The following is a 24,469-nucleotide window of genomic DNA, read 5'->3' on the forward strand; positions in this document are numbered from 1 at the left end:
CTGGTGGGTGGCGGGTCCGGAGCGGTGGTCGCGTGTGAGGGGGCTGGTGGGTGGCAGGTCCGGAGCGGTGGCCGCGTGCGGAGGGCCGGCGGTTGGCGGGTCCGGAGCGTGGCTGCGTGTGAGGGGGCTGGTGGGTGGCGGCTGTGACGAGTCGGTGGCCGTGCGGAGGGCTGGTGGGTGGCAGGTCCGGAACGGCGTGGCGCGGCGGGTGGCGGGGTCAGGAACGGCGTGGGCCGCCCCGCGGCTGAAAGCCAGGGGCGGCCCGAGCGAGCGTCTACCAGACGTACTTGTCGGACGGCGGTTTGAAGTTCTCCGTCGGCTTGCCCTCCAGGGCGTCCCGTAGCGTCTGCGCGACGGTGTACTTCGACATCGTCGAGCGGCCGGATCCCACCAGGTGTTCCGGGTTGTCCGGGTCGGCGACGAAGGCCGACGCCGCCAGCTGGGGGGTGTAACCGCTGAACCAGGCGGTCTTGTTGCCGTCGGTGGTGCCGCTCTTCCCGGCCACCGGGCGGCCGAGAGTGCCATAGACCATGGAGGAGGTGCCCCAGCCGCCGCAGCTGCCGCGAGCCGCTCCGTAACCGGTGACGCACCGGGCCGCGTCGGTGGCCGCGCGGGCCACGTTGACCTTGATCTCCTGGTGGCAGCGGGGTGCGGCGATCAACCGGTTCTCGTAGAGGGCGTGGGACCCGTCGGGGTTGCGGATGCTGAGGACGGGCAGCGGCTCGCAGTACTTGCCTTCGGCGGCGAGTGTGGCGAAGACGTTGGCCATCTCGACGGGGGTGGCGTCGCTGACGCCGAGGGTGAAGGCGCCCCAGCCGGAGGCGTGGTCCTTGGTGGCGAGTTTGCGGTCGATGTCGGTCCGCCAGCGGAGCCCGAGCCGTTCGGCCATGCGGACCGCCTTCTCCGCGCCGACCCGCTGTTCCAGCTGGACGAAGTAGGTGTTGACCGACTTGCCGAAGCCGGTCCACATGTTCTGGGTGCCGGTCATCGATTCGCTGGAGTTCTTCGGGCACCAGTAGATGCCGCAGGTGGCGGGCCCCGGCGCGGTGATGTAGCGGGAGACGAACCGTTGCGGCGAGTAGAAGGAGGTGCTCAGGGGCAGGTCCGCTTCGAGGGCGGCCAGCATCGTGAAGATCTTGAAGGTGGATCCGGCCTGGTAACCGGCCATGTCACCACCGCCGAGCAGCGGGTTCACGGTGTTGGGGTAGTTGCCTTTGACGTCGTCGTCCTGTCGCCAGTCGCTGTGCCGGCCGTTCTTCTCCTGGTCCAGGGAGTAGGTGCGGTTGACGGCCATGCTGATGACCCGGCCGGTGCCGGGCTGCACGACGACCTGGCCGTGGGCGATGGCGCTGCTCCGCCTCTCCTTCTCCAGGACGTGACGGAGGCCGTACCGCTGGATCCTGGGGTCGATCGAGGTGACCACCCGGTAGCCGCCGCGGCGCAGATTCTCCTCGCGCTCCAGGGGTGTCCGGCCGAAGGCCGGTTGTTCGCGCCACCAGCTCTTGAAGTAGTCGCAGAAGAAGCCCCAGTCGTTGTGCCGGGGGGAGACCGAGATGCAGCCGTTCGGCGGCGTGCTCAGCTTCAGTCTGATCTTCGACTTCTTGGCGGAGCCGGCCTGTTCGGCGGTGATCGCGTTCATCTCGAGCATCTGGTCGATGACGTAGTTGCGCCGTTCCAGGGCGGCCTTCTGGTTCTTGGTCGCCGGGTCGTAGGCGGACGGCGCCTTGACCAGTCCGGCGATGAGCGCGGCCTCGGTGAGCGTGAGGTCGCGGGGCGCCTTGGAGAAGAAGATCTGCGAGGCGGCGAAGATGCCGTACGCGCGGTGCCCGTAGTAGGCGGCGTTGAGGTACCGCTCGAGGATCTCCTCTTTGCTGAGCCGCTGCTCGACCTCGATGGCGAGCCGCATCTCACGGAGTTTGCGGGCGGCGGTCTGCTCGGTGGCCTCGAGGGCTTCCCGCGGGGTGCGGGCGCTGTCCCGCAGTGCCATCCGGACGTACTGCATGGTGAGGGTGGACGCGCCCTGGGAGACTCCGCCGGCCTTCTGGTTGGCGACGAAGGCGCGGGCCACCCCCTTGGCGTCGACGCCGTTGTGCTCGTAGAAGCGGGCGTCCTCGGAGGCGACGATCGCCTTGATCACGTAGGGGGACATGTCTTTCAGGGCGACGTGCTTGCGGTGCTCCTCGTAGAACATCGTGAGCAGGGTCTTCCCGTCGCCGGCGTAGACGTAGGTGGTTTGCGCCGGTGGCAGTTCGGTGAGCTGTTCGGGCATGTTCTCCAGGGCTTCGGCGCCGGCTTTGACCCCCATCCCGGCCAGTGCGGCGAACGGGTAGGAGAGGCCGGTGATGACCAGGCCCGCGATGAGGCCGGCCCGGATCAGGAGGGCGACTCTTCCGGCTACGGTCAGGCGTCGGTTCGTCACTCCTTGAAGGTATGACAAAGGTGCTCATGTTCGGACGGAACGGCCGAAGTCTGGCGCGGCCCACCGTCCGGCATGCTGAGCCCATGAGTTTCGACCTCGATCATCACGGCGACGCCGAAGTGGGCGCGGGGCTGATCGATCTCGCGGTCAACGTGCGGCACCAGGCCATGCCCGCCTGGCTGGCCGATCCGATCGCGGAGTCACTGGGCGGCCTGTCGGCGTACCCCGAGGAGTCCGTGGCCACCGCGGCGGTCGCCGCCCGGCACCGCCGGGACCCGGCCGAGGTGCTGCTGACGGCGGGTGCGGCCCAGGCGTTCGTGCTGCTCGCCCAGGCCCTGCGTGGCGCCCGCCGGCCGGTCGTGGTGCATCCGCAGTTCACCGAGCCGGAGGCGGCGCTGCGCAACGCCGGTCACGAGGCCGAGCGGGTGATCTTGCGCGAGGCGGACGGTTTCCGGCTCGATCCGGACCTGGTCCCGGAGGACGCCGACCTGGTCTTCGTCGGCAACCCGACCAACCCGACGTCGGTCCTGCACCCGGCGGCCGACGTGGCGAAGCTGGCCCGTCCGGGGCGCGTGCTGGTGGTCGACGAGGCGTTCGCCGACACCACCTTCCGGCCCGGCGTGCCCGGCGAGCCGGAGTCGCTGGCCGAGCGCCGTGACCTGCCCGGCCTGGTGGTGCTGCGCAGCCTGACCAAGACGTGGGGGCTGGCCGGCCTGCGGATCGGCTACGCCCTCGGCCCGGCCGATCTGCTGCGGCGGCTGGCCGCCGCGCGACCCCTCTGGGCGGTCTCCACGCCGGCGCTCGCCGCGGCGACCGCCTGCGCGTCGCCGGTCGCGGTCGCGGCCGAACGCGAGATCGCGGCGGCGCTCGCGGCCGAGCGCGCCCATCTGGTGGAACGGCTGCGGCGAGTGCCGAGCGTCACGGTTCCCGGCGATCCGGCGTCCGCCTTCGTTGCGGTACGCCTCCCCGGTGCCGATCGAATCCGCACTGACCTGCGCGAACGTGGTTATGCGGTGCGCCGTGGCGACACCTTCCCGGGGCTGGGCGCGGATTGGCTCCGGATTGCGGTGCGCGACACTGCCACCACAGACCGATTCGTGCAGACTCTGAGCGAAGTGATCGAGGAGCGACCGTGACGCTGGAGACCACCCTGGCGGCCATCCGGCCCGCCGACGACGAGGCGATGGCCGCCGCCCGCGACCTGCAGGCCCGGCTCACCAAGCCGGCCGGCTCGCTGGGCACCCTGGAGGAGTTGTCGGTGCGCCTGGCCGGGCTGGCCGGGGTGTGCCCGCCGCCGATGCCCGAGCCGGCCACGGTCGCGGTCTTCGCCGGTGACCACGGGGTGCACGCCCAGCGGGTCAGCCCCTGGCCGCAGGAGGTCACCGCGCAGATGGTGGCCAACTTCGTGGCCGGTGGCGCGGTGGTCAACGCGTTCGCCCGGCAGACCGGCGCCGACGTCATGGTGGTCGACGTCGGTGTGGCGATCCCGCTGCACGGCGGGCCGAACCTGCTGGACGCCAATGTGCGGCGCGGTACCCGTGACATGACGATCGGCCCGGCGCTGACCCGCGAGGAGACGCTGGCCGCGATCGAGGTCGGCGTCCGGGTCGCCGAGACGCTCGTCGAGCAGGGGGCGAGAGCGCTGCTCACCGGTGACATGGGCATCGCCAACACGACTCCCGCGGCCGCGCTGATCGCCGCTTTCACCGGCACGTCGGCGGGTGTGGTCACCGGCCGGGGCACCGGCATCGACGACGACACCCTCGCCCACAAGGTGTCCGTGGTGACGGCCGCGCTCGACCGGCACAGCCCCGACCCGGCCGACCCGCTGGGCATTCTCGCCGCGGTCGGCGGCCTGGAGCACGCCGCGCTGACCGGTTTCATCCTCGGCGCCGCCGCCCGGCGGGTCCCGGTGATCGTCGACGGCGTCATCGCCGCCTCGGCCGCCGTCGCCGCGGCGGCGTTCGCCCCCGACGCGGTGGCCGCGATGGTCGCAGGGCATCGGTCGGCCGAGCCCGGTGCCTCGGTCGCGCTCGCGCACCTGGGCCTGGAGCCGCTGCTCGACCTGGGCATGCGGCTCGGTGAGGGCAGCGGGGCGGTGCTGGCCCTGCCCGTCGTGCAGGCCGCGGTCCGGGTGCTGCACGAGGTGGCGACGTTCGACTCGGCGGGCGTGTCGGAGAAATGAGCGCCGAAGAGGTGAGCGCCGGAGACGTGGGCGCCGGAGACGTGGGCGCCGGGGAATCGGGCGCCGGAGGGATGAGCGCGGGAGTGTCGGAGCAATGAGCATCTATCCGCTGGGGCTGCGCCTCGAAGGCCGTCGGGTCCTGGTCGTCGGCGGTGGCACGGTGGCCACCCGCCGGGTTCCGGCCCTGATCGCCGCGGGTGCCCGGGTCGAGATCGTCTCCCCGGAGCTCACCCCCACCCTGCGGGGGCATGTCGACGCGGGCCGGGCCACCTGGACGCCGCGGCGCTTCGCGGCCGGCGACGTCGAGGGCGCCTGGCTGGTCCATGTCGCGATCGACGATCCGGAGGCGGCGGCCCAGGTCAGCGTCGCGGCAGAGCAGAATCGGATCTTCTGTGTACGGGCGGACGACCGCGACGCCGCCACCGCCTGGACCCCGGCCGTCACCAGGCACGGCCAGGTCACCGTGGCGGTGACCGACGGGGGCGACCGCCGCCGTGCGATGGCGGTCCGCGACATGGTGGCGACCGTCCTGGAGGCCAGCCCGCCGGCATCGCCCGAGCTCAAGGGTGTGGCCCTGGTCGGTGCCGGCCCCGGCGACCCGGAGCTGATCACGGTGAAGGGCCGTCGCCTGCTCGCCGCCGCGGACGTGGTGGTCGCCGACCGTCTGGTTCCCGGCATGCTCCTGGGTGAGTTGCGTCCCGAGGTCGAGCTGATCGACGCCGCCAAGATCCCCTACGGCCCGCAGGCCGCCCAGGAGGAGATCAACCGCATCCTGGTCGACCGGGCCGGCCAGGGAAAGTTCGTGGTGCGGCTCAAGGGCGGCGACAACTTCGTCTTCGGCCGCGGTGGCGAGGAGGCCCTGGCCTGCGCCCAGGCCGGTGTTCCGGTGCTGGTGGTGCCCGGTGTGACGAGTTCGATCGCGGCACCGGCGCTGGCCGGCATCCCGGTCACCCATCGTGGGGTGGCACACGAGTTCACGGTCATCTCCGGGCACATTCCGCCGGACCACCCGGACACGCTCGTCGACTGGGCGGCGCTGGCCCGGATGCGCGGGACCGTCGTGGTGATGATGGGGCTGAAGAACCTGCCGCGGATCGCGGAGCGGCTGATCGCCGAGGGCCGCTCGGCGGACACCCCGGTCGGCGTGGTGCAGGAGGGCTCGACGGCCCACCAGCGGTCGCTGACCAGCACTCTCGGGGCGGTCGCCGAGGAGACCGCGACGGCCGGTATCCGCCCACCCGCGGTCGTCGTGATCGGCGAGGTCGTCACGGTGGGGGAGTCCTTCACCCCGGCGGCGGGCTGAACGGGCAACGGGGCGGGGCTGATCGACGGCCGGGTGCTGACCGGGCAACGGGGCGGGGCTGATCGACGGCCGGGTGCTGACAGGGCAACGGGGCGGGGCTGATCGACGGCCGGGGGCTGCGCGCTGGAGCGGCCTGGCCGGTGAGCCGGGCGTGAGAGGTGGGACGGCCGGGCCGCCTCAGCTCGAATCGGAGGGCCGTCGCCCGTACCGCCGCGGGAAGGACGCCGGGCCGATGGAGGCTCGGCGCCCTCTCGCCTGCGTCAGTCCTCTTCGACGCCGAGTTCGTCGAGGAAGGTGCGCGCCCAGCGCGCGACGTCGTGGGTCCGCAGATGCCGCTGCATGACCCGCATCCGCCGTTTCAGCTCGGACGGCTCGGCCCCGACCGCGCGGAGCAGTGAGTCCTTCACCCCGTCCGGGTCGTGGGGGTTGCAGAGGAACGCCTGGCGCAGCTCGGTGGCGGCCCCGGCGAACTCGCTGAGCACCAGGGCCCCGCCGGTGTCGCCGCGACAGGCGATGTACTCCTTGGCGACCAGGTTCATCCCGTCACGCAGCGGGGTCACCATCATCACGTCGGCCGCCGCATACATCGCGGCGAGCTCCTGCTTGTCGACCGACTGGTGCAGGTAGTGCACGGCCGGCGTGCCGACCCGGCCGAACTCGCCGTTGATCCGGCCGACCTCGCGCTCCACCTTCACCCGCAGGGTCTGGTAGTGCTCGACGCGCTCCCGGCTGGGCGTGGCCACCTGGATCATCACCGCGTCGCCGACGTTGAGCTTGCCGTCGGCGAGCAGCTCGCGGAACGCCTTGAGGCGCAGCTCGATGCCCTTGGTGTAGTCGAGCCGGTCGACGCCGAGGATCACCGTCGTCGGATCGCCGAGCTCGGCGCGGATCTGCTTGGCCCGCGCCTGCACCGCCGGGTCGGCGGCGAGCCGCTCCATGTCGGCGGTGTCGATGCTGATCGGGAAGGCACCGGCTTTGACCTTGCGCCCGTCGACCTGGATCGACTGGCCCTCGTAGCGCAGGCCGAGCAGGTGGCGGGCCAGGCGGACGAAATTCTGAGCGGCCAGCCGCTGCTGGAACCCGACCAGGTCGGCACCGAGCAGGCCGCGCAGGATCTCGGCCCGGAACGGCATCTGCATGAACAGCTCGATCGGCGGGAACGGGATGTGCAGGAAGAACCCGATCCGCAGGTCGGGACGCATCTCCCGGAGCATGGACGGCACCAGTTGCAACTGGTAGTCCTGCACCCAGACGGTGGCGCCCTCCGCGGCCACCTCCGCCGCGGCCTGCGCGAACCGGTGGTTGACCACCCGGTACGTCTCGCGCCAGCGCCGCTTGTAGACCGGCGTCTCCACGGCGTCGTGATAGAGCGGCCAGATGGTCGCGTTGGACTGACCCTCGTAGTAGCGCTCCAGCTCCTCGTCGCTGAGCGGAACCGGGTGGATGTGGATGCCCTCGAGATCGAATGGCTCGGGTGCCTCGCCGGACCCGCCGGCCCACCCGATCCAGGTGCCGCGATGCTCGGTGAGGACCGGATGAAGGGCTGTGACCAGGCCGCCCGGACTGGGCCGCCACTGCTTTTCACCGTCCGACGTAGTGACCTCGTCCACGGGCAGACGGTTGGCGACGACGACGAAGGAACTTCGTTGGGCCACGCTGAGTACACCTCCGAGTGGTTTCTGTTCCCAACGTGAGCCTACTGTGTGTAAGCTCCCGCTTTCTCACCGGCTCCGTGTCGCCGCCGGAATCGACGGTGATGGACCGGGTGGGGGCGGGGTGCCATTCTGTGCCGGTGACCCCGCTTGATGATCATTCCCAGCGACGGCAGCCATTGTTCTTCCCTGTGGTGATCGCCACGGCGCTGCTCGCGATCATCGGCATGATCGGCGGATACCTGCTTTCCGAGCGGCACGGCTCCAAACCTGTTCCGGTGTCCGGGCCCACCCTGCTTCCGGCCGGGCAGGAGTGTCTGTGGCAGACCCAGGAGATGGGTGCCCAGGCCGGGGCGACCGGAACCCTGCGGCAGGTGCTGCGGGTGCGCACCGAGAGCCGGACGGTCGCCTGGATCTGCCAGGACGAGGTGGGCCGACTCTACTATCACGCCAACAAGGGTGGCCCCGAGGCGACATGGGTGGAGAACAAGACCGCGCTGTTCCTGACCGGAGTGCAGCACGACGACGCGGGCAACTTCTGGGTGACAGCGGTCGACGGTGCGATCTTCCGGGTCAACAAGTACCAGTTGGTGGTCGAGCACGGCGACGGTGAGGTCGAGGAGCAGGACGTCGTCCCGGAGTGACGGCCGGGGTTGCTGTTCGGCGCGGGCGCGGAGGGTGGAAAGATTGTCCTTTGATTCCGGCACCGACAATCACGATCGCGGAGGTAGGGCACACCGTGGCCCAGTACATCTACGTCCTGGAAAAGGCGCGCAAGGCGCACGGCGACAAGGTCGTGCTCGACAACGTGACGCTGAGCTTCCTGCCAGGCGCCAAGATCGGTGTCGTCGGCCCCAACGGCGCCGGTAAGTCCAGTCTGCTCAAGATCATGGCGGGGCTCGACAAGACCAGCAACGGCGAGGCCCGGCTGATGCCCGGCTACACCGTCGGCATGCTGGCGCAGGAGCCGCCGCTCAACGAGGAGAAGACGGTCCTCGGCAACATCCAGGAGGCCGTCGCCGAGACGAAGGCGAAGCTCGACCGCTTCAACGCGATCGCCGAGCAGATGGCCACCGACTACAGCGACGAGCTGATGGACGAGATGGGCAAGCTCCAGGAGGAGCTCGACCACCTCGACGCGTGGGACGTCGACTCCAAGCTCGACCTGGCGATGGACGCGCTGCGCTGCCCGCCGCCGGACGCCGACGTCACCCAGCTCTCCGGTGGTGAGCGCCGCCGGGTGGCCCTCTGCAAGCTGCTGCTCGAGGCGCCCGACCTGCTGCTGCTCGACGAGCCCACCAACCACCTGGACGCCGAGTCCGTCCACTGGCTGGAGCAGCACCTGTCGAAGTACGCGGGCACCGTCCTGGCGATCACCCACGACCGGTACTTCCTGGACAACGTGGCCGGCTGGATCCTCGAGCTGGACCGTGGCCGGGCGATCGGCTACGAGGGCAACTACTCCACCTATCTGGAGAAGAAGGCCGCGCGTCTGTCGGTCGAGGGCCGCAAGGACGCGAAGATGAAGAAGCGCCTGGCCGAGGAGCTCGAGTGGGTGCGGTCCAACGCCAAGGCCCGGCAGACCAAGAGCCGGTCCCGTCTGGACCGCTACGAGGAGATGGCCGCCGAGGCGGAGAAGACCCGGAAGCTGGACTTCGAGGAGATCCAGATCCCGCCGGGCCCGCGTCTGGGCAACACCGTCATCGAGGTCAACGACCTGGTCAAGGGCTTCGATGGGCGTACGCTGATCGACCACCTGTCGTTCTCGTTGCCCCGTAACGGCATCGTCGGCATCATCGGTCCCAACGGCGTCGGCAAGACCACGCTGTTCAAGACCATCGTCGGTCTGGAAAAGCCGGACGAGGGCTCGGTGCGGATCGGTGAGACGGTCAAGCTGTCGTATGTCGACCAGAGCCGTGCCGGCCTGGACCCGGCCAAGACGGTGTGGGAGGTCGTCTCCGACGGTCTCGACCACATGATGGTCGGCAAGGTCGAGATGCCCTCCCGGGCGTATGTGGCGGCCTTCGGCTTCAAGGGCCCGGACCAGCAGAAACCGACCAAGGTGCTGTCCGGTGGCGAGCGCAACCGGCTCAACCTCGCGATGACGCTGAAGATCGGCGGCAACGTGATCCTGCTCGACGAGCCGACCAACGACCTCGACGTCGAGACGCTCTCCAGCCTGGAGAACGCGCTGCTCGAGTTCCCCGGCTGCGCCGTGGTCATCTCCCACGACCGGATGTTCCTCGACCGGGTCGCCACCCACATGCTCGCGTGGGAGGGCACCGACGAGGACCCGGACAAGTGGTTCTGGTTCGAGGGCAACTTCGAGGCGTACGAGAAGAACAAGATCGATCGTCTGGGGGCCGAGGCGGCCCGGCCGCACCGGGTCACCTACCGCAAACTGACGCGTGACTGACGGTCGTTTCGTCTACGACGTGCCCGTGCGCTGGTCCGACATGGACGCGTACGGGCACGTCAACAACGCGCGTTTCCTCACCCTCTACGAGGAGGCGCGCGTGGCGATGTTCTTCGTCGGGGCCAAGGCTCACGGTCTCGGCTCCTTCGAGGAGGGCATCGTGATCGCCCGTCACGAGATCGACTACGTGCGGCCGATCGACTTCGGTGACCCGGTCCGTATCGAGATGTGGATCTCGGAGCTGCGGGCCGCGTCGTTCACCGTCTCCTACGAGCTCTTCGACGACGGTGTGCTGGCGAGCCGGGCGAAGTCCGTCTGTGTGCCGTACAACCTGGTCCAGGGCCACCCTCGCCGGCTGTCCGACGCCGAGCGGGAATTTCTGAAGCCGTACACCGAGGTGTCTTGATGAACGTTGACCGGTCATGAGTGAGCACGGCCTGCTCGGGGTTCCCGACGCAGGCGCGTTCCTGGCGCGGCTCACCAGGCTCGATCCGGCCGCGCCGGTGCGGCTCCGCTCGTCCGGCGGCCGGACCGCCCTCTGGGCCCGGCTTCCGTGGGATGTGCTGGTGACCCGTGAGGTGGCCGGTCCCGGCCCGGGTGACGCCACCGTCTCAGCCGCGCAGTTGCTCGCGGTCCTCGCCGCCGGCGGAGGGACGCTGCCGGAGCGCCGTGACACGCAGTGGCGATGGCCGTTGCCCCCACCCGCCAGTCAGGCCGTCGAGTCGGTCTCCGGTACGGAGCTGGCGCAGCTCGCCGAGGCGGCCGCCGGGACGCTACGGGAGATCGCCTCCGGCGGGATGTCCGGGCGGGCGGTCGGTCAGCGGGCGGTGCGTGACGCGCTCCTCGACCATGTGGCTCTGGTGGTCACTCCGGAGGACGGGCGGCCGGTGCAGATCTCCCAGCGGCTCGTGCAGGCCGTCGCCCGGATGGGTTTCCTCGGCCCGAGGGACGCGGACCCGGCTGAGGCGCGGGTTCGGGTCGCCGGTGGCTGGGTGGGAATTTCTGCACCATATGGAGTAGCGTGGCGACAGAGCGTCCACAAATTGACCGTTATGCCGATGGTGGGTCACCCGAAAGGGTGACGGTGGATCGTTCTTCTGGTCCCGCCCTCCCGTTAGGGGGATGACCTTCAGGAAGCGTGCGGGTACCGTCGGCCCTCGGATCCACTGCAACGTCCGGCGTGGGTCTGTTGGGGAGCGAGGTGCGCACGATGCCGTGGTGGTCATGGCGTCCGGGATCGGCTGCGGGAAATGAGCAGCGGGATGCCGGCGGCGGCGAGGTTGCGGTGCAGAGCACCGTTCGCGTCGGTGTTCCGGCCCAGCGGGAGCCCAGCCGTTCCGGGGTCCCGTCCGAACTGTCCACGCCAGGCGCGTCCGATCCGGTCATGCCGGTGCAGCTGGCCCGGGTCGGCAAGGCGCTCGACCTGCTCGACATCCGGTTCCTCGCCGACGGCGGGGGCAGCCTGCTGGCCATGTGGGAGCGGCACGCCGTGCTGTTCACCCTGGAGGGCCCGGAGGACGAGATCCTGGTCATGCGGGCCCGACCACACGCGACGGTCCCGCCGGACTGGGCGGACCGTGCCTACCGCGTGGTCAACGAGTGGAACCACACACGTCGGTTCTGTAAGGCCTACGTGGGTGACCCCACCGAGCGCGGCCAGCTCCCGATATACGCGGAGCTGCAGGTGCCCCTCGCCGCGGGCGTCCACGACTCGCTGCTCGTCGAGCTCCTCGACTGCGGCGCGGCCGTGGCCACCTCTTTCGTGGACTGGCTCCACGACGAGGGCGCGCTGCTGTAAGTCGTCAGGTCCTGGGTACCGGGAACATGCCGACCCGGCCGTGGTATTCGCGGCCCAGCTGGTCGGTGTCCGAGCCGACGAGCAGGTAGTCCGGTGTGACCAGGAAGGCACGCACCCCGACCCCGCGGGACCGGGTGGGATTCCACTCCAGCGCCTTGCCGGTGTTCGGGTTGACGGCGCCGATGCCGGGCCGCGACACCGCGCCGGGCCCGGGACCGTTGCCGTCGGTGCCGTAGGGGTTGTCGAACCATCGCTGGTGCCCACCGAGGTAGATGGCCGGCCCGGTGATCGCCACCGCGTACAGCGAGTCGCCGCCGGTCCGCTGCACCCAGGTCGGGTTCTGTTTCCCGGTGGTCCGGGTCTCGAAGCGGGAGGCCGAGTCGCACAGCTTCTGCGCCGACGACGCCCGCCCGGTCGCCGCCACCACGATGTAGGAGCCGTCCGGCGCGAACTTCACCTGCCGCAGATAGGTGTCGAAACCCTGCATACAGGTCGGGATGAAGGCGTCGGTGTACCAGCCGTTCAGGATCGCGTTCGGCCCGCCCACGTCGAACAGCGCGATCTGGTTGCGGTCGGCCGCCCCCGATTTCAGGAAGGCGCCGACGGCGATCAGCTTCCGCCCGTCCAGGGACACGTCGAAGTGCTCGACCCGGGTCCGCTTCAGCCCCGGCCCGGCCAGCCGCGCGTCGAACCCCTGATCCACCGCCCCGGTCAGCCCGTTCAGCCGTACCAGACCGGACCGCCGCACCCCGTTGACGGCGGAGAACGTGCCGCCGGCGTAGAGGGTGCCGTCCCGGTTCACCAGCGCCCGCACGTCACCCCAGTTGACCCGGGCCCCGAACGACGAGTACCGCGAGCCGTCGTGCATCGACACCCGGGCCAGGCCGCGCTGCGCCGCGCCGTTCACACTCTTGAACCCGCCACCCAGATAGACCGAGTAGTCCGGCCCGGTCGCCAGTGAGTAGACGGCCCCGTCCACCTCCGGCGCGAACGTCCGGATCTGACCGTCGTGCAACCCGAAAGCGAAGATGTTCTTGCGCGCGAACGTCATCCGCCGGCTCGCGTCGGACACCTTGGTGAAGGCCCCGCCGACCACCACCGTGTCCCCGACCAGCGCCAGCGACCACACCGTCCCGTCGAGCACGTGCGGCGTGAAGTCCACCGGGTCGGCCGAGACCACCGTCGGATGGTAGGTGTCGGCCGTCGCTGGAGGTACGCCGGCTATCGCCGGTATGGCGACGGCGGCGACGGCGGCGGCTGCGAGCAGGCGACGGCGCATGGAAGGGCTCCCCGGACTGTGAGTGACAATCCGATCAACGAGCCATCGGGCCCCGCGACACTGTCAGGCCGGGGGCTCCGCGGGATCCATCGCGTTCACCATGAAATAGGCCGCTCGCTCCAGGTAGTCCCACAGCATGGTGCGCTGATCGCCGGGCAGACCGAGCGAGTCGACCGCCACCCGCATGTGGCTCAGCCAGGCGTCCCGCGCCGCCGCGTCGACCCGGAACGGCGCGTGCCGCATCCGCAGCCTCGGATGACCACGATCGTCGGAGTACGTCGTCGGGCCGCCCCAGTACTGCATCAGGAAGAGCGCGAACCGGTCGGCGGCCGGCCCCAGATCCTCCTCGGGATACATCGGCCGGAGCAGCGGGTCCTCCGCGACACCCTCGTAGAACTTGTCGACGAGGCGCCGGAAGGTGGGCTCGCCGCCCACAGCGTCGTAGAAGGTCGGTGCGCTCACCGCTCCATCCTAGGTCGCGCCGCCCGGCTGCTCGGGAGACGAGGTGCCGCCGCCCATCCACGACGGCGGGACGGCACTGCGCGGCAGGAGCCGGGACGCGGCGATCCGCTCGGACAGCCCGGACGTCTCCAGCGACTCGGTCAGCGCCCGGCGCAGGTCACGCTGGATGGACACCTGGCTGTCGGCGGTGGTCTTGGCGATGGTCCGGATCACCGCGCCGTCCACGGTCAGCTGCTCGACACCGATCACGTCCGGCGGCTCCAGGAAGCCGGTCTCGTGCTCCGGATCGTGGGCGACGGTCTCGGCCGCGCTCTTGAGCACGGCGACCGCCTCCTCCGAGCTGACGAAGCCGATCGGGATGTCCACGACGACCATCGCCCAGCCCTGGCTCTTGTTGCCGACCCGGACGATCTCGCCGTTGCGGATGTACCACAGCACACCCCGTGCGTCGCGGACCGTGGTGATCCGCAGGCCGACGCTCTCCACGACACCGGTGGCCTCGCCCAGGTCCACCGTGTCGCCGACGCCGTACTGATCCTCCAGCAGCATGAACAGACCGGCGATCAGGTCCTTGACCAGGCTCTGCGCACCGAAACCGAGGGCCACGCCGACGATGCCGGCGCTGGCCAGCAGCGGGGCCAGGTTGAAACCGAGCTCACCCATCACCAGCAACGCGGCCATGGTGAATATCACAGCGCTGACGAAGCTGCGCAGCACCGAGGCGATCGCCTCGGCCCGCTGGCGCCGCCGCTCGGGGATGAAGGTCCCCTCCTCGGCGGTGACCGTCACCTTCTCCTTCAGCGGCTTGAGCAGCGCCGGCATCGAGGCCCGCGACGTGCTGGTGGCCAGCCGGGAGATCGCGCGGTGCATCAGCCAGCGGATGAGCAGGGCGATCAGGATGATCGCGGCTATCCGGAGCGGTTTGATCACGACCACGTAGCTACTGGTGGCGAGCCACTCGTTCCCACCGCTCCAGTCGAGGATCTGGCTACAGAGCGCATCGGACTTGCAGACCGGCGTCACGTAGACGTCGGCCGACGAGGACGGACCGGGTGTGGTGGCAGCAGCGAGGAACACGGGAAGTCAAGGTACCGGGTCGAGCTGGGCGAAGACCTCAGACGTTTACCCCGTGGCCACAGATTCTGCTCGCAATTTGGTTATTCATCAGGGACTATTGGCGCACAGGGCTAGTTCGGCGAGGCCCACATCACACACGCATGGGCTATGGGAGCGGTTACAAGCAACTGACACCGGAAGGGTGATCGCGATGCCTGACATACGACCCACAGTTGGCTCTTCCGCGTTAGTCCTGAACGCCACCTACGAGCCCCTGTGCGTCGTATCGGTGCGTCGAGCGACCATCCTGCTCCTCACCGCCAAGGCCGAGTGCGTCTCCGACGGCGACGGCATCCTGCACAGCGCACACCAGACCGTCCCCGTCCCCTCCGTCGTCCGCCTGACGAGGTATGTGAAGGTGCCGTACCGCACCCATGTCGGGCTGTCCCGCCGGGCGATCTTCGCCCGTGACGGCGGCCGCTGCGCCTACTGCCGCGGCTCCGCCGAGACCATCGACCACGTCTTCCCGCGCAGTCGCGGCGGCCTGCACGCCTGGGACAACGTGGTCGCCGCGTGTGCCAAGTGCAACCACAGCAAGGGTGACAAGACCCCGGCCGAGCTGGGCTGGCGCCTGCACGCCGCCCCGGCGGCCCCGCGCGGCGTCGCGTGGCGGGTCCTCGGCCACCGCACGCCCGACCCCCGCTGGATGGACTGGCTGGACCTGCCCGCCGCCCCGATCGAGGCCGAGGCGGCCTGACCGGTCAGGCGTCGCGGGAGGAGACCAGAGAGGCGAAGACGACGACGTTGTCCTCGTAGCCCTCCTCACCGCCGAGCCACTTGCCGCCGCACGTCATCAGGCGCAGCGACGGCCGGGTGTAGTCACCGTAGACACGCGCGGCCGGCAGCGAGCTCTTGTCGAACGTCTCCACCGAGTTGACCTTGAAGATGGCGACCGACCCGTCCTCCCGGTCCACCCGGATCTCCTGGCCCGGTCGCATCTCGTCCAGCCGATGAAAGATCGACGGACCGGTACGGGTGTCCGCGTGCCCCACGATCAGGGCCGGCCCGAACTGTCCCGGAGTGGGCCCGCCCTCGAACCAGCCCGCCTCGTTGTGCTGCCGCAGCGGCGGCACGTCCACCGACCCGTCCTCGGCCAGCCCCACCTCCAGGACCGGTGCCGACACCCCGATCGCCGGGATCTCCAGCCGCTGCGGACGGCTCGGATCCAGCACCGGGAACGCCCGTGGGGGAGGCTCGTCCGCACCCCGGAACAGGCCGCCCACGTCGAAGCCGGTCGCGAAGCCGAGCCCCAGGCCGAACAGGAACAGCCCGAGGAAGAGCAGCGCCAGCGCGGCGGCCCCGATCATCCCGCCCTTGCGCCCGCGGACCGGTTGCGGTTTCGGGATCCGCCCCGGCGTCCACAGCCGGAACGGCGAGCGGCCGCGGATCTCCGGCGTCGGCGGCAGCGGGCCGGTGATGGCCCCGGGAGGCGGCGCCGTGATGATCTGGGCCGGGCGTTTGCGTGCCACGGCGTCCGGCACGCGTGCGCCGGGTGGTCGCTGGTCCCCGCTCGCCATGCCGGGCCTCAGCCGACTCGCCGGCGGCGCATCGACAGGACACCGAGAGCCGCACCGGCCATCGCCATGATCAGCCCACCGCCGATCAGAAGCGGACCCGTCAGGTCTCCGGCGGTGCCGCCACCACCGGTTGCCGGGCCCCGGGACGGCTCCACCTTGGCCACCACGTGCAGGACGGCGGTGGCTCCGCCACCCTCCGGACAGGTGAGGGCGACCGGGTAGTCACCGGGTTTCGTGTCGGCGGGCACCCGTACCGTCGCGGTCAGGAACCCGAACTCGGGCACGACGGTGACCGAGCCGATGGGCTCGCCCCTCACCGTCGCTGATTTGAGGTTGTCGTCACACGAGGCGCGCAGCGCGAACTCGTCGCCGGCCCGCACCGTGCTGGGGTTGAGCTCGACGAACACGGCCGCGCCGGCGGCCGGCGAAGCACCCGTCAGGGCGAAGGCCAGGCCCGCGGCGACGGCGGGGACGAACATGCGCATGAGATCCCCCTCCTGCCGTTCGCGACGGAAAGTACGCGGACGGCGCGTGAGGGTGATTTTCGCACCTGCGTGCACATTCCGCGTAGATCCCGACGGCGTGAGACCCCGGTTCGAGACCCGACGGTCCGGGACGACATGCGCTCCGCTACGGTGATTGATGTTCGGAATAAAGAGGAACGTTGGCGCCTGGGGGCGTTGAGTTGTCAGTAATCAGCACCGTTCTGGTCTTCGTGATCATTCCGGCCGCAGTCATCGGGACGATCGCGACTCTCGTGCTCGCCGGCTCCGACCGGTCCAAGCCGGACCGCCGTTACCGTCCGGGCCGGCCCTACGACTTCCCGGCCATGTGGTTCACCGCTACGCCGCAGCAGGTCACCCCAGCTGGGGACGGCCATTCCTCCGGGCTGATCATCGAGGACAGCTCCGGCGCACCCGTTCGCCCCGGTTCCACAGGAGGCGCAAGTGACAGTTGGTGAGGTCACCCCGCTGGAGCAGCCGGCCGAGAGCCCGTTCTCGACCCGGCAGCTCCTCCGCCTCGACGAGGCTCTCCGGATCGCCGACCAGGTGACCGGGCTCAACTTCAGCATCTACCTGGGCACGCTCGCCGAGCCGCACCGCGAGGCGGCCGAGAAGCTGCACGCGCAGACCCGCGACCCGAAACGCGCCGTCCTGATCGCGGTCTCGCCCGACCAGCGCAAGCTGGAGATCATCACCGGCGCCGAGGCCCGCAAGCGCATCTCCGACCGCGACGCGAAGCTGGCCGGTCTGTCGATGGCCGCGTCCTTCGGCGGCGGCGACCTCGCCGGCGGCCTGATGATCGGCATCGACCAGCTGGCGTCACACGCCGGTAAGGGCTGACGAGGCCTCAGCGCCAGGACGCCGGGTCCACCCGGACCGGGTAAGGGGCGTCGAGTTTGGCCTGCTCATCGGCCGCGACGTCCTGGGTGGGCCGGTAGGCTGCCCCGTCCAGGGCATAGGTGCGCAGCACCGGCCCGGCCTCCACCCGCCAGTAGGACGCGATGCCCGCCGCCGCGTAGACGGCCGGTTTGAGCAGCCGGTCATAGCGGCTGGTCTCGGTGGCCTCGACCTCCACGACCAGCGCGACGTCGGCCGGGTCCACCCAGATGGCGCCCGATGAGTGCGGCCGCAGCACGGTGAGGTCCGGCACGAGATTGCTGGTCTCCAGCTCGATGCCGAGACGGGCGCACACCCACCAGCCGGGCGGCGCCGCGGACCGCAGGGTGGCGACGATCGACTCGACGAGCGAGTCGTGCCGGGTGTCCGCCGGTGGGGTGACGTGCAGGCTGCCGTCGAGGATCTCGTACCGGTGACCGTCCTGCGGGAACAGCTGCAGGTCCGGTTGGGTCCACCGGCCCTCCGGTGCGCTCCACCGCACCGGCGAACCATGGCTCAGCATCGTCACGGGCCACCTCCATCACCGTGGAGTGCCAGCCTACTCACACAGAGTTGTTTCCGACGGGTTATGCGCCGGTAAGTTCTGGCATGTGAAAGGCCCGCCCCGCCGAAGCGGGACGGGCCATAATCACTATCGGTCAGGTCAGGTCAGGCGGCGGCGGACCTGTCCTTGGCCCGCGCCTTGAGAGCGCGGATCACGCCGTCCCGGCCCTCGGCCACCAGCCGCCGCAGCGACGCCGGATGCCCCTCCTTGGCCAGCCAGGCGTCGGTGAGCGCCACCGTCTCCTCGCTGATCTGGAACACCGGGTACGCCATGGTCGCGAACTCCTGCGCCGGCTCGCTGTCCGAGCGGGCCCACACGTCCGCCACCGCCGCGAAGAACCTCTCCGCGTACGGCGCGGTCAGCGCCACCTGCCGGGTGCTCTGGAAGCCCTGGAGCAGCGACCGGTTCAGCCAGTTCGGCGGTGCCTGCGGGCCGGTCAGCTCGGCCCAGACCCGCGCCTTGTTCTCCGGCGTCGGCAGCAGCGCCCGGGCGATCGCCGCCTCCCGCTCGCCGCTGGCCGTCTTGTCCCCGGCCAGCTCGTCGTCGATCTCGGACTCGGCGGCGGCACCCAGCGCGGCCAGGCCCTGCAGCAGCGACCAGCGCAGCTCGGTGTCGACGACCAGGCCCTCCGGCCTGGCCTCGCCGGTCAGCCAGCCCCGCAGCACGGTGGCCTGCTCCGGCGTCCGGGCCGCGGTGATGAACGCCCGCGCCCAGGTCAGCTGCCAGCCGCTGCCCGGCTCGGCGGCGGCCAGCTGCCGCTGCGCGAGCCCGGCGACCAGCGCCCAGCCCTCCGGCGCCCACGCCGGGTCGGCGAAGCTGGTCAGCGCCATCCCGGCCTGCCGCAGCGTGGCGGTGGTCAGGTTGATGTCGCTCTCGGCGGGCAGACCGGCCACCACGAGGGCCACGTAGTCGCGGGCCGCCAGCTCGGCGTCGCGCAGCATGTCCCACGCGGCCGCCCAGGACAGCGCGCGCGGCAGCGCCGAGTCGAAGCCGGCGATGTGCCGCACCAGCGTGCCCATCGACCGCTCGTCCAGCCGCAGCTTCGCGTACGTCAGGTCCTCGTCGTTGACCAGCAGCAGGTCGGGCGCCTTGACCCCGGTCAGCACGGTGATCGGGGTGCGCTCGCCGGCCACGTCCGCCTCGATCAGCTCGCGCCGGACCAGACGGTCGCCGTCCAGGTCGTACAGCCCGATGCCGATGCGGTGGGTGCGCAGCGTCGGGTAGCCGGCCGGCGCCTCCTGCTGGACCACGACGCTCGTGTAGTGGCCGTCGGTGTCCACCTCGACCACCGGGCGCAGCGTGTTGACCTGCGCCGTCTCCAGCCACTGCGCGGCGAACTTGCGCAGCTCCCGGCCGGACGCGGTCTCCAGCTCGGTGAGCAGGTCGTCGAAGGTGGCGTTGCCCCACGCGTACTTGCCGAAATAGGCCCGCAGACCGGTCAGGAACGGGTCCAGGCCGACGTAGGCGACCAGCTGCTTGATCACGCTGGCGCCCTTGGCGTACGTGATGCCGTCGAAGTTGACCTCGACCGCCTCCAGGTCCGGCATCTCGCAGTACACCGGGTGGGTGGAGGAGAGCTGGTCCTGCCGGTAGCCCCAGGCCTTGCGGATCGACAGGAACGTCGACCAGGCGTCACCGAAACGGGTGGCCTCGGTGTTGCACCAGTGGCTGGCCCACTCGGCGAACGACTCGTTCAGCCACAGGTCGTTCCACCAGCGCATGGTGACGAGGTCGCCGAACCACATGTGGGCGAGCTCGTGCAGGATCGTGTTGGCGCGCTGCTCGTACTCGTAGTCGGTGACCTGCGACCGGAAGATGTAGTGCGACTCGGCGTGGGTGACGCAGCCGAAGTTCTCCATCGCGCCGGCGTTGAAGTCGGGCACCCACAGCTGGTCGTACTTGGGTAGCGGGTACCGCACGCCGAACTTCTCGTGGAAGAAGTCGAAGCCCTGCTTGGTGATCAGGAACAGGTCGTCGGCGTCCAGGTAACGGGCCATCGAGGCGCGGCAGAAGACGCCCAGCTCGATGCCGTCGTGCGAGTCACGGACCTCGTGGTACGGCCCGGCGCAGATCGCCGTGATGTAGGTGCTCATCCGCGGGGAGGTCGCGAAGTGGACCGTCTTGGCGCCGGGACCGGCCGCCTCCTCGGACTCCACCGGCATGTTCGAGACGACCTTCCAGTGCCCCGGCGCCGTCACGTGCCACGTGTAGACGCTCTTGAGGTCGGGCTGGTCGAAGCAGGCGTACGCCCGCTGCGCGTCCGCCGTCTCGAACTGGCTGTAGAGGTAGACCTCCTTGTCGACCGGGTCGAGACTGCGCTGCAGGCCCTGCCCGCTCGCCGAGTATCCGAAGTCCCCGTCGACGACGAGGGTGTTCTCCGCGGCGAGGCCGGACAGCGCCAGGCCCTTCTCCGCGGTCCAGGCGCCGAGGTCCAGCGGCGCCCCGTTGAGCGTCGCGGAGTTGATCCGGACGGCCGCGGCCTCGATGAACGTCGCCGCACCGGGCTCGGTGCACCGGAATTTGATCACTGTGGTGGACCTGAACGTGTCGGAGCCGGGGTTGCCGTGCCCGTCGGTCAGGTCGAGGGTGATGTCGTACCCCGTCACCTCGAGCAATCGACCACGCTCCGCAGCCTCGACCTGGGTCAGGTTGTGAACACCGGCCACGTGCACTCTCCTTCGAGCTGACAGCTGATTGCTTTACCCGCAGCCTATGCGGACACGGCGACGTAACTCACCCCGACCGTGCCCGGATAAAGGTGGAAGATCGAGCCATGACTGAACGATCCACCGTCGACATGTGGTTCGACCCGCTCTGCCCGTGGGCCTGGATCACCTCCCGCTGGCTGCTGGAAGTGGAGAAGGTCCGCCCGCTGGACGTCCGTTTCAACGTCATGAGCCTGTCCGTTCTCAATGAGGGCCGCGACGAGCTTCCCGACAACTACAAGCAGCTGCTGGCCAAGGGCTGGGGCCCGGTCCGGGTCTGCATCGCCGCAGCCGAGGCCGCCGGCCCGGCCGTCCTGCGTGACCTCTACACCGCCCTCGGTACGCGTATCCACCTGCAGAAATACGACATCGAAGACCCGAAGCTCTTCCAGGAGGCGCTGGCCGAGGTCGGCCTCGACCCGAGCCTGGCCGAGGCCGCGCACACCGACGCCCGCGACGAGGCGCTGCGGGCCAGCCACAACGCCGGCATGAAGCCGGTCGGCACCGATGTGGGCACCCCGGTGATCCACGCGCCGGGCCCCAACCCGGGCGAGACGGTCGCCTTCTTCGGCCCGGTCATCACTCCGGCGCCGAAGGGTGAGGCCGCCGGCAAGCTGTGGGACGGCGTGGTCCTGGTGGCCGGCACGCCCGGGTTCTACGAGTTGAAGCGCAGCCGTGACCTGGGGCCGATCTTCGACTGACAAAAGTTGCCATTCGGGGGCGGTCGCACAAAAACTCGACTCCCGGCCCAAGATCCGTCGTTGGATGAGGTGACCTACACCTCACCCAACGCGGAGGCGGGCATGCCGGAATGTGAATCGGTCGGATCGAGCATCAGCGTCCAGCGGGGCGTCTGGGTCGATTTGCCCCCTGAGGTGGCGATTATGCTCGCTCCGCCGGTGACCGTGACGGCACGGCCGGCCGAACGGCCGGTGAATCTGCACCGGACATCACAGTTGAGCAGGTCACGAGGGACTATGCCGGTGGTTAGGCACCCAAGCTTCGCCGGGTAAGTTGCCTGCCATGACGGTCGTGCACCCGATCAAACTGGCCTGGATCACCAACGGAGGTACCGGGGCCCAGAATTACGACGAGTTCGCCGACGACGCCGAAATCACGGACATCATCAAGGGCAACCCGCACAGCGCGCTTGCCGTGGAGATGCCGCACCTCGCGCCCGAGTCCCTCGGGAAGTCCTTCCTCGAGTCCCTGCCGGACGCCGTCGTCCGCCTGCAGCGTGATCAGGCCGAGGAGAAGTACCGGCAGGCGGAGCACGTCGTGGTGCTCTACCGGATATCCGCTCCGGGCGAGGCTCCGGCCTACGGCCTGTGGAGCATGGTCGAGACCGGCCAGATCTCCACCAGCGCCGACGAGCCCGGCCTGGTCATCCGCAACGAGGACGTCTTCATCAGCAAGGTGCGCGAGCGCGTGGCCCTTGCCGAGTCGGTGGGCGCCCTGCTCTCCCCGGTCCTGCTCCTGCAGACCGGCCGCGGCGAGGAGCTGCACGCCGCACTGGCCGAGGCCACCGACACCGCCGGCGTTCCGGCCGCCACCGACGTGGACGGCTCCGGGCGTACCCATGCGATCTGGCCCGTCGGCCCCGGTGAGCTCCAGGATCGCCTGCTCGCCCTGGCCGGTGGCGGCGAGCTGGTGGTCGCGGACGGCAACCACCGCAGCCTCGCCGCGCAGACCGGCGGCCTGGAGCGTTTCCTGGCCGTCGTCACCACCCCGGCGTCGGTCTTCATCCAGCCCTACAACCGGCTGGTCAGCGAGTTGCCGGCGTCGCTCGACGAGCTTCTCGAGCGGTTGCGCGCGGCGGGTGCGACGGTCACCGAGCTGCCGCGCGTCGCGCAGCTTCCGGCCAAGGGCACCGTCGAGTTGTACGGCGGAGGCCGCACGTTCGCGGTCGGCCTGCCGTCCGACCCCGCCGGGACCTCGGTGGAGAACCTGGACCACGCCCTCGTCGAGCGCGTCCTGCTGCGGGACGCGCTCGGGCTGGACGCGGGCGACAAGCGGATCTCCTACATCGGCGGGGACTACCCGGTCGAGTGGCTCCGCGGCGAGGTCGAGTCCGGTCGCGCCGAGCTGGCGATCCTGATCGCCCCGGTGACCGTCGACGACTTCGTCGAGGTCAACCTGGAGCGGCTCAAGCTGCCACGCAAGAGCACCTGGTTCACCCCGAAAGCCCGGGGTGGCCTGGTCGTGGCCGACATCCGCTGATGCTGCACCCGCAGGTCGAGGCCGCCGCCCGGCTCCGGCGGCGGCCCAGCCCCGAGGAGCTCGCCGCCGATCCCTACGAGCGGCTCCTCGGCGTCCGCGCCGCGATGGAGGACGCGAACGAGGCGGAGACCGGCCCGGCGTGGCCGTTGCCGGTCGTCGCCGACTTCGACGCCGACGGTGTGCCCTGCCGCCTCTACGCCACGAGGACCGGCGCCCCGGTGCTGGTCTACCTGCACGGCGGCGGCTGGTGTTACGGCAGCATCGAGACGGTGGACCGGTTCTGCCGCCGGGTCGCCGAGCGCTCCGGCTGCGCCGTGGTGTCGGCCGGTTACCGGCTGGCACCGGAGCACGTCCATCCGGCCGCTCTCGACGACACCGAGACCGTGCTGCGCTACCTGCGCAAGGCCGGTGGCGATCTGGGGATGGACGTGTCCCGGCTGGCGATCGGCGGCGACAGCGCGGGCGGCCAGATCGCCACGGTCACCGCCCGCCGCCAGCGGGACGCCGCCACCCCGCTCGACTTCCAGGTGCTCATCTACCCGGCTCTGGACCCGCTCACCTCCGCCGAGTCCTACGACGAGGTGGGGGAGTACGGGCTGGACCGGGCCTCGATGAGGCTCGCCTGGGAGACGTACGTTCCCGATCCTGTGCGCCGGCTCACCCCGGACGTGTCGCCGCTCGCGGTGGCCGACCTGTCCGGCATGCCGCCCACCCTGGTGATCACCGCGGAGTACGACGCGTTGCGCGACGAGGGCGCCGACTACGCCGACGCTCTGATCGCCGCGGGCGTCCCGGTGGTGCACACCCGCTACATGGGTGTGAACCACGGCTTCGCCCGCAAACTGGCCACGATCGACGCCGCGCGGGCCGCGGCTGATCAGGTGGCGTCCGCCCTGCGTTCGGCCCTCACCTTCTGAAAGACTTCCGACATGCGTCTCTACCTGGGTTCCGACCACGCCGGCTTCGAGCTGAAGAACCACCTCGTGAACCACCTGGCCAAGCAGGGGCACGACGTGGTGGACGTCGGACCGCACGTCTACGACGCCGAGGACGACTACCCGGCGTTCTGCTTCCACACCGGTGTCAAGGTCGTCGCCGACCCGGGCTCGCTCGGCATCGTGATCGGCGGCTCCGGCAACGGTGAGCAGATCGCGGCCAACAAGGTCCCCGGCGTCCGCTCGGCCCTGGTCTGGAAGACCGAGATCGCCGAGCTGGCCCGCCAGCACAACGACAGCAACGTGATCGCGATCGGCGCCCGCCAGCACACCCTCGACGAGGCTACCGCCTTCGTCGAGGCGTTCATCGCGACGTCGTTCTCCGGCGACGCCCGGCACGCCCGCCGGATCTCGCAGCTCGCCGACTACGAGGTGGCCCGCGAGCTGCCGGAGCTGCCGTCGCCGGCGGCCACCGCCTGATCCCTGCCACTCATCGGCCGGCCACCCTCCCGGGATGG

24 protein-coding genes are annotated in these 24,469 nt (G+C 70.3%); 15 read left to right on the forward strand and 9 right to left on the reverse strand.

Annotated features, from left to right (window positions below; translation table 11 throughout):
• Positions 1-274: 274 nt before the first annotated feature.
• Complete coding sequence (locus ACFO0C_RS48320; protein ID WP_378073682.1) at positions 275-2,419, reverse strand: transglycosylase domain-containing protein; 2,145 nt, start codon at positions 2,417-2,419, stop codon at positions 275-277.
• A gap of 26 nt (positions 2,420-2,445) precedes the next feature.
• On the opposite strand from ACFO0C_RS48320, the gene cobC reads away from it, so the two are divergent.
• From cobC to cobA, 3 genes are all read left to right on the forward strand, one after another.
• On the forward strand, positions 2,446-3,555 hold the full coding sequence (gene cobC / locus ACFO0C_RS48325) for an Rv2231c family pyridoxal phosphate-dependent protein CobC (protein WP_378073684.1): 1,110 nt from the start codon (positions 2,446-2,448) through the stop codon (positions 3,553-3,555).
• Positions 3,552-4,604, forward strand: a complete 1,053-nt coding sequence (gene cobT, locus ACFO0C_RS48330; RefSeq protein ID WP_378073685.1) for a nicotinate-nucleotide--dimethylbenzimidazole phosphoribosyltransferase — start codon at positions 3,552-3,554, stop codon at positions 4,602-4,604. Before cobC ends, cobT begins: the two co-directional genes overlap by 4 nt.
• Positions 4,605-4,698: 94 nt before the next feature.
• Positions 4,699-5,907 (forward strand): uroporphyrinogen-III C-methyltransferase, encoded by a 1,209-nt coding sequence (gene cobA, locus ACFO0C_RS48335; protein ID WP_378073686.1) that lies wholly within the window; start codon positions 4,699-4,701, stop codon positions 5,905-5,907.
• Between the two features lie 260 nt (positions 5,908-6,167).
• On the opposite strand, the gene ACFO0C_RS48340 is transcribed toward cobA, so the two are convergent.
• Positions 6,168-7,562 (reverse strand): alpha,alpha-trehalose-phosphate synthase (UDP-forming), encoded by a 1,395-nt coding sequence (locus ACFO0C_RS48340; protein WP_378073688.1) that lies wholly within the window; start codon positions 7,560-7,562, stop codon positions 6,168-6,170.
• A 137-nt stretch (positions 7,563-7,699) separates the two neighbouring features.
• On the opposite strand from ACFO0C_RS48340, the gene ACFO0C_RS48345 reads away from it, so the two are divergent.
• The 5 genes from ACFO0C_RS48345 (at position 7,700) to ACFO0C_RS48365 (ending at position 11,773) form a co-directional block, all read left to right on the forward strand.
• Positions 7,700-8,203 (forward strand): hypothetical protein, encoded by a 504-nt coding sequence (locus tag ACFO0C_RS48345; RefSeq protein WP_378073689.1) that lies wholly within the window; start codon positions 7,700-7,702, stop codon positions 8,201-8,203.
• Between the two features lie 95 nt (positions 8,204-8,298).
• Positions 8,299-9,975, forward strand: a complete 1,677-nt coding sequence (ettA, locus tag ACFO0C_RS48350) for an energy-dependent translational throttle protein EttA (RefSeq protein WP_378073691.1) — start codon at positions 8,299-8,301, stop codon at positions 9,973-9,975.
• Complete coding sequence (locus tag ACFO0C_RS48355; RefSeq protein WP_378073693.1) at positions 9,968-10,381, forward strand: acyl-CoA thioesterase; 414 nt, start codon at positions 9,968-9,970, stop codon at positions 10,379-10,381. Before ettA ends, ACFO0C_RS48355 begins: the two co-directional genes overlap by 8 nt.
• 16 nt (positions 10,382-10,397) lie before the next feature.
• A complete protein-coding gene (locus tag ACFO0C_RS48360) occupies positions 10,398-11,057 on the forward strand; it encodes a hypothetical protein (protein WP_378073694.1) in 660 nt (219 codons plus the stop codon).
• 128 nt (positions 11,058-11,185) lie between these two features.
• A complete protein-coding gene (locus ACFO0C_RS48365) occupies positions 11,186-11,773 on the forward strand; it encodes a type III secretion system chaperone family protein (protein ID WP_378073696.1) in 588 nt (195 codons plus the stop codon).
• 4 nt (positions 11,774-11,777) lie between these two features.
• On the opposite strand, the gene ACFO0C_RS48370 is transcribed toward ACFO0C_RS48365, so the two are convergent.
• The 3 genes from ACFO0C_RS48370 to ACFO0C_RS48380 form a co-directional block, all read right to left on the reverse strand.
• Complete coding sequence (locus ACFO0C_RS48370) at positions 11,778-13,052, reverse strand: delta-60 repeat domain-containing protein (RefSeq protein ID WP_378073697.1); 1,275 nt, start codon at positions 13,050-13,052, stop codon at positions 11,778-11,780.
• A gap of 63 nt (positions 13,053-13,115) precedes the next feature.
• Positions 13,116-13,514, reverse strand: a complete 399-nt coding sequence (locus tag ACFO0C_RS48375; protein ID WP_378073698.1) for a globin — start codon at positions 13,512-13,514, stop codon at positions 13,116-13,118.
• A gap of 9 nt (positions 13,515-13,523) precedes the next feature.
• Entirely contained in the window at positions 13,524-14,591 is a 1,068-nt protein-coding gene (locus tag ACFO0C_RS48380) for a mechanosensitive ion channel family protein (RefSeq protein ID WP_378073699.1), read from the reverse strand.
• 190 nt (positions 14,592-14,781) lie between these two features.
• Between ACFO0C_RS48380 and ACFO0C_RS48385 the strand changes: the two genes are divergently transcribed.
• Positions 14,782-15,327, forward strand: a complete 546-nt coding sequence (locus ACFO0C_RS48385; protein WP_378073701.1) for an HNH endonuclease — start codon at positions 14,782-14,784, stop codon at positions 15,325-15,327.
• A gap of 4 nt (positions 15,328-15,331) precedes the next feature.
• Here ACFO0C_RS48385 and ACFO0C_RS48390 read toward each other — a convergent pair whose 3' ends face one another.
• Together ACFO0C_RS48390 and ACFO0C_RS48395 are read right to left on the reverse strand one after the other, a co-directional pair.
• The gene (locus ACFO0C_RS48390) at positions 15,332-16,147 is read right to left on the reverse strand and encodes a class F sortase (protein ID WP_378073702.1); all 816 of its coding nucleotides are present in this window, start codon (positions 16,145-16,147) and stop codon (positions 15,332-15,334) included.
• A gap of 8 nt (positions 16,148-16,155) precedes the next feature.
• Positions 16,156-16,632 (reverse strand): hypothetical protein, encoded by a 477-nt coding sequence (locus ACFO0C_RS48395; protein WP_378073703.1) that lies wholly within the window; start codon positions 16,630-16,632, stop codon positions 16,156-16,158.
• 200 nt (positions 16,633-16,832) lie between these two features.
• On the opposite strand from ACFO0C_RS48395, the gene ctaJ reads away from it, so the two are divergent.
• Entirely contained in the window at positions 16,833-17,108 is a 276-nt protein-coding gene (gene ctaJ / locus ACFO0C_RS48400) for an aa3-type cytochrome oxidase subunit CtaJ (protein WP_378073704.1), read from the forward strand.
• Entirely contained in the window at positions 17,095-17,490 is a 396-nt protein-coding gene (locus ACFO0C_RS48405) for a DUF5130 family protein (protein ID WP_378073705.1), read from the forward strand. Before ctaJ ends, ACFO0C_RS48405 begins: the two co-directional genes overlap by 14 nt.
• Positions 17,491-17,497: 7 nt before the next feature.
• Here the strand turns inward: ACFO0C_RS48405 and ACFO0C_RS48410 are convergent, their stop codons facing one another.
• Together ACFO0C_RS48410 and pepN are read right to left on the reverse strand one after the other, a co-directional pair.
• Complete coding sequence (locus ACFO0C_RS48410; protein WP_378073791.1) at positions 17,498-18,049, reverse strand: Uma2 family endonuclease; 552 nt, start codon at positions 18,047-18,049, stop codon at positions 17,498-17,500.
• Between the two features lie 146 nt (positions 18,050-18,195).
• Positions 18,196-20,757 carry an aminopeptidase N gene (gene pepN, locus ACFO0C_RS48415; protein WP_378073706.1) on the reverse strand — a complete coding sequence of 854 codons (2,562 nt, stop codon included), beginning with the start codon at positions 20,755-20,757 and terminating at the stop codon, positions 18,196-18,198.
• Positions 20,758-20,864: 107 nt separating this feature from the next.
• Here pepN and ACFO0C_RS48420 point away from each other — a divergent pair, with 107 nt between their 5' ends.
• The 4 genes from ACFO0C_RS48420 (at position 20,865) to ACFO0C_RS48435 (ending at position 24,431) form a co-directional block, all read left to right on the forward strand.
• Complete coding sequence (locus tag ACFO0C_RS48420; protein WP_378073707.1) at positions 20,865-21,497, forward strand: mycothiol-dependent nitroreductase Rv2466c family protein; 633 nt, start codon at positions 20,865-20,867, stop codon at positions 21,495-21,497.
• Between the two features lie 322 nt (positions 21,498-21,819).
• Entirely contained in the window at positions 21,820-23,016 is a 1,197-nt protein-coding gene (locus tag ACFO0C_RS48425; protein ID WP_378073709.1) for a DUF1015 family protein, read from the forward strand.
• Positions 23,016-23,933, forward strand: coding sequence for an alpha/beta hydrolase (locus ACFO0C_RS48430; protein WP_378073710.1), 918 nt, complete (start codon positions 23,016-23,018; stop codon positions 23,931-23,933). The genes ACFO0C_RS48425 and ACFO0C_RS48430 overlap by 1 nt, the downstream gene beginning before the upstream one ends.
• Before the next feature lie 12 nt (positions 23,934-23,945).
• A complete protein-coding gene (locus tag ACFO0C_RS48435) occupies positions 23,946-24,431 on the forward strand; it encodes a ribose-5-phosphate isomerase (protein WP_378073711.1) in 486 nt (161 codons plus the stop codon).
• Positions 24,432-24,469: the final 38 nt, after the last annotated feature.

Origin of the sequence: Actinoplanes subglobosus (assembly GCF_042650585.1) — a bacterium.
Classification (GTDB): Bacteria; Actinomycetota; Actinomycetes; order Mycobacteriales; family Micromonosporaceae; genus Actinoplanes; species Actinoplanes subglobosus.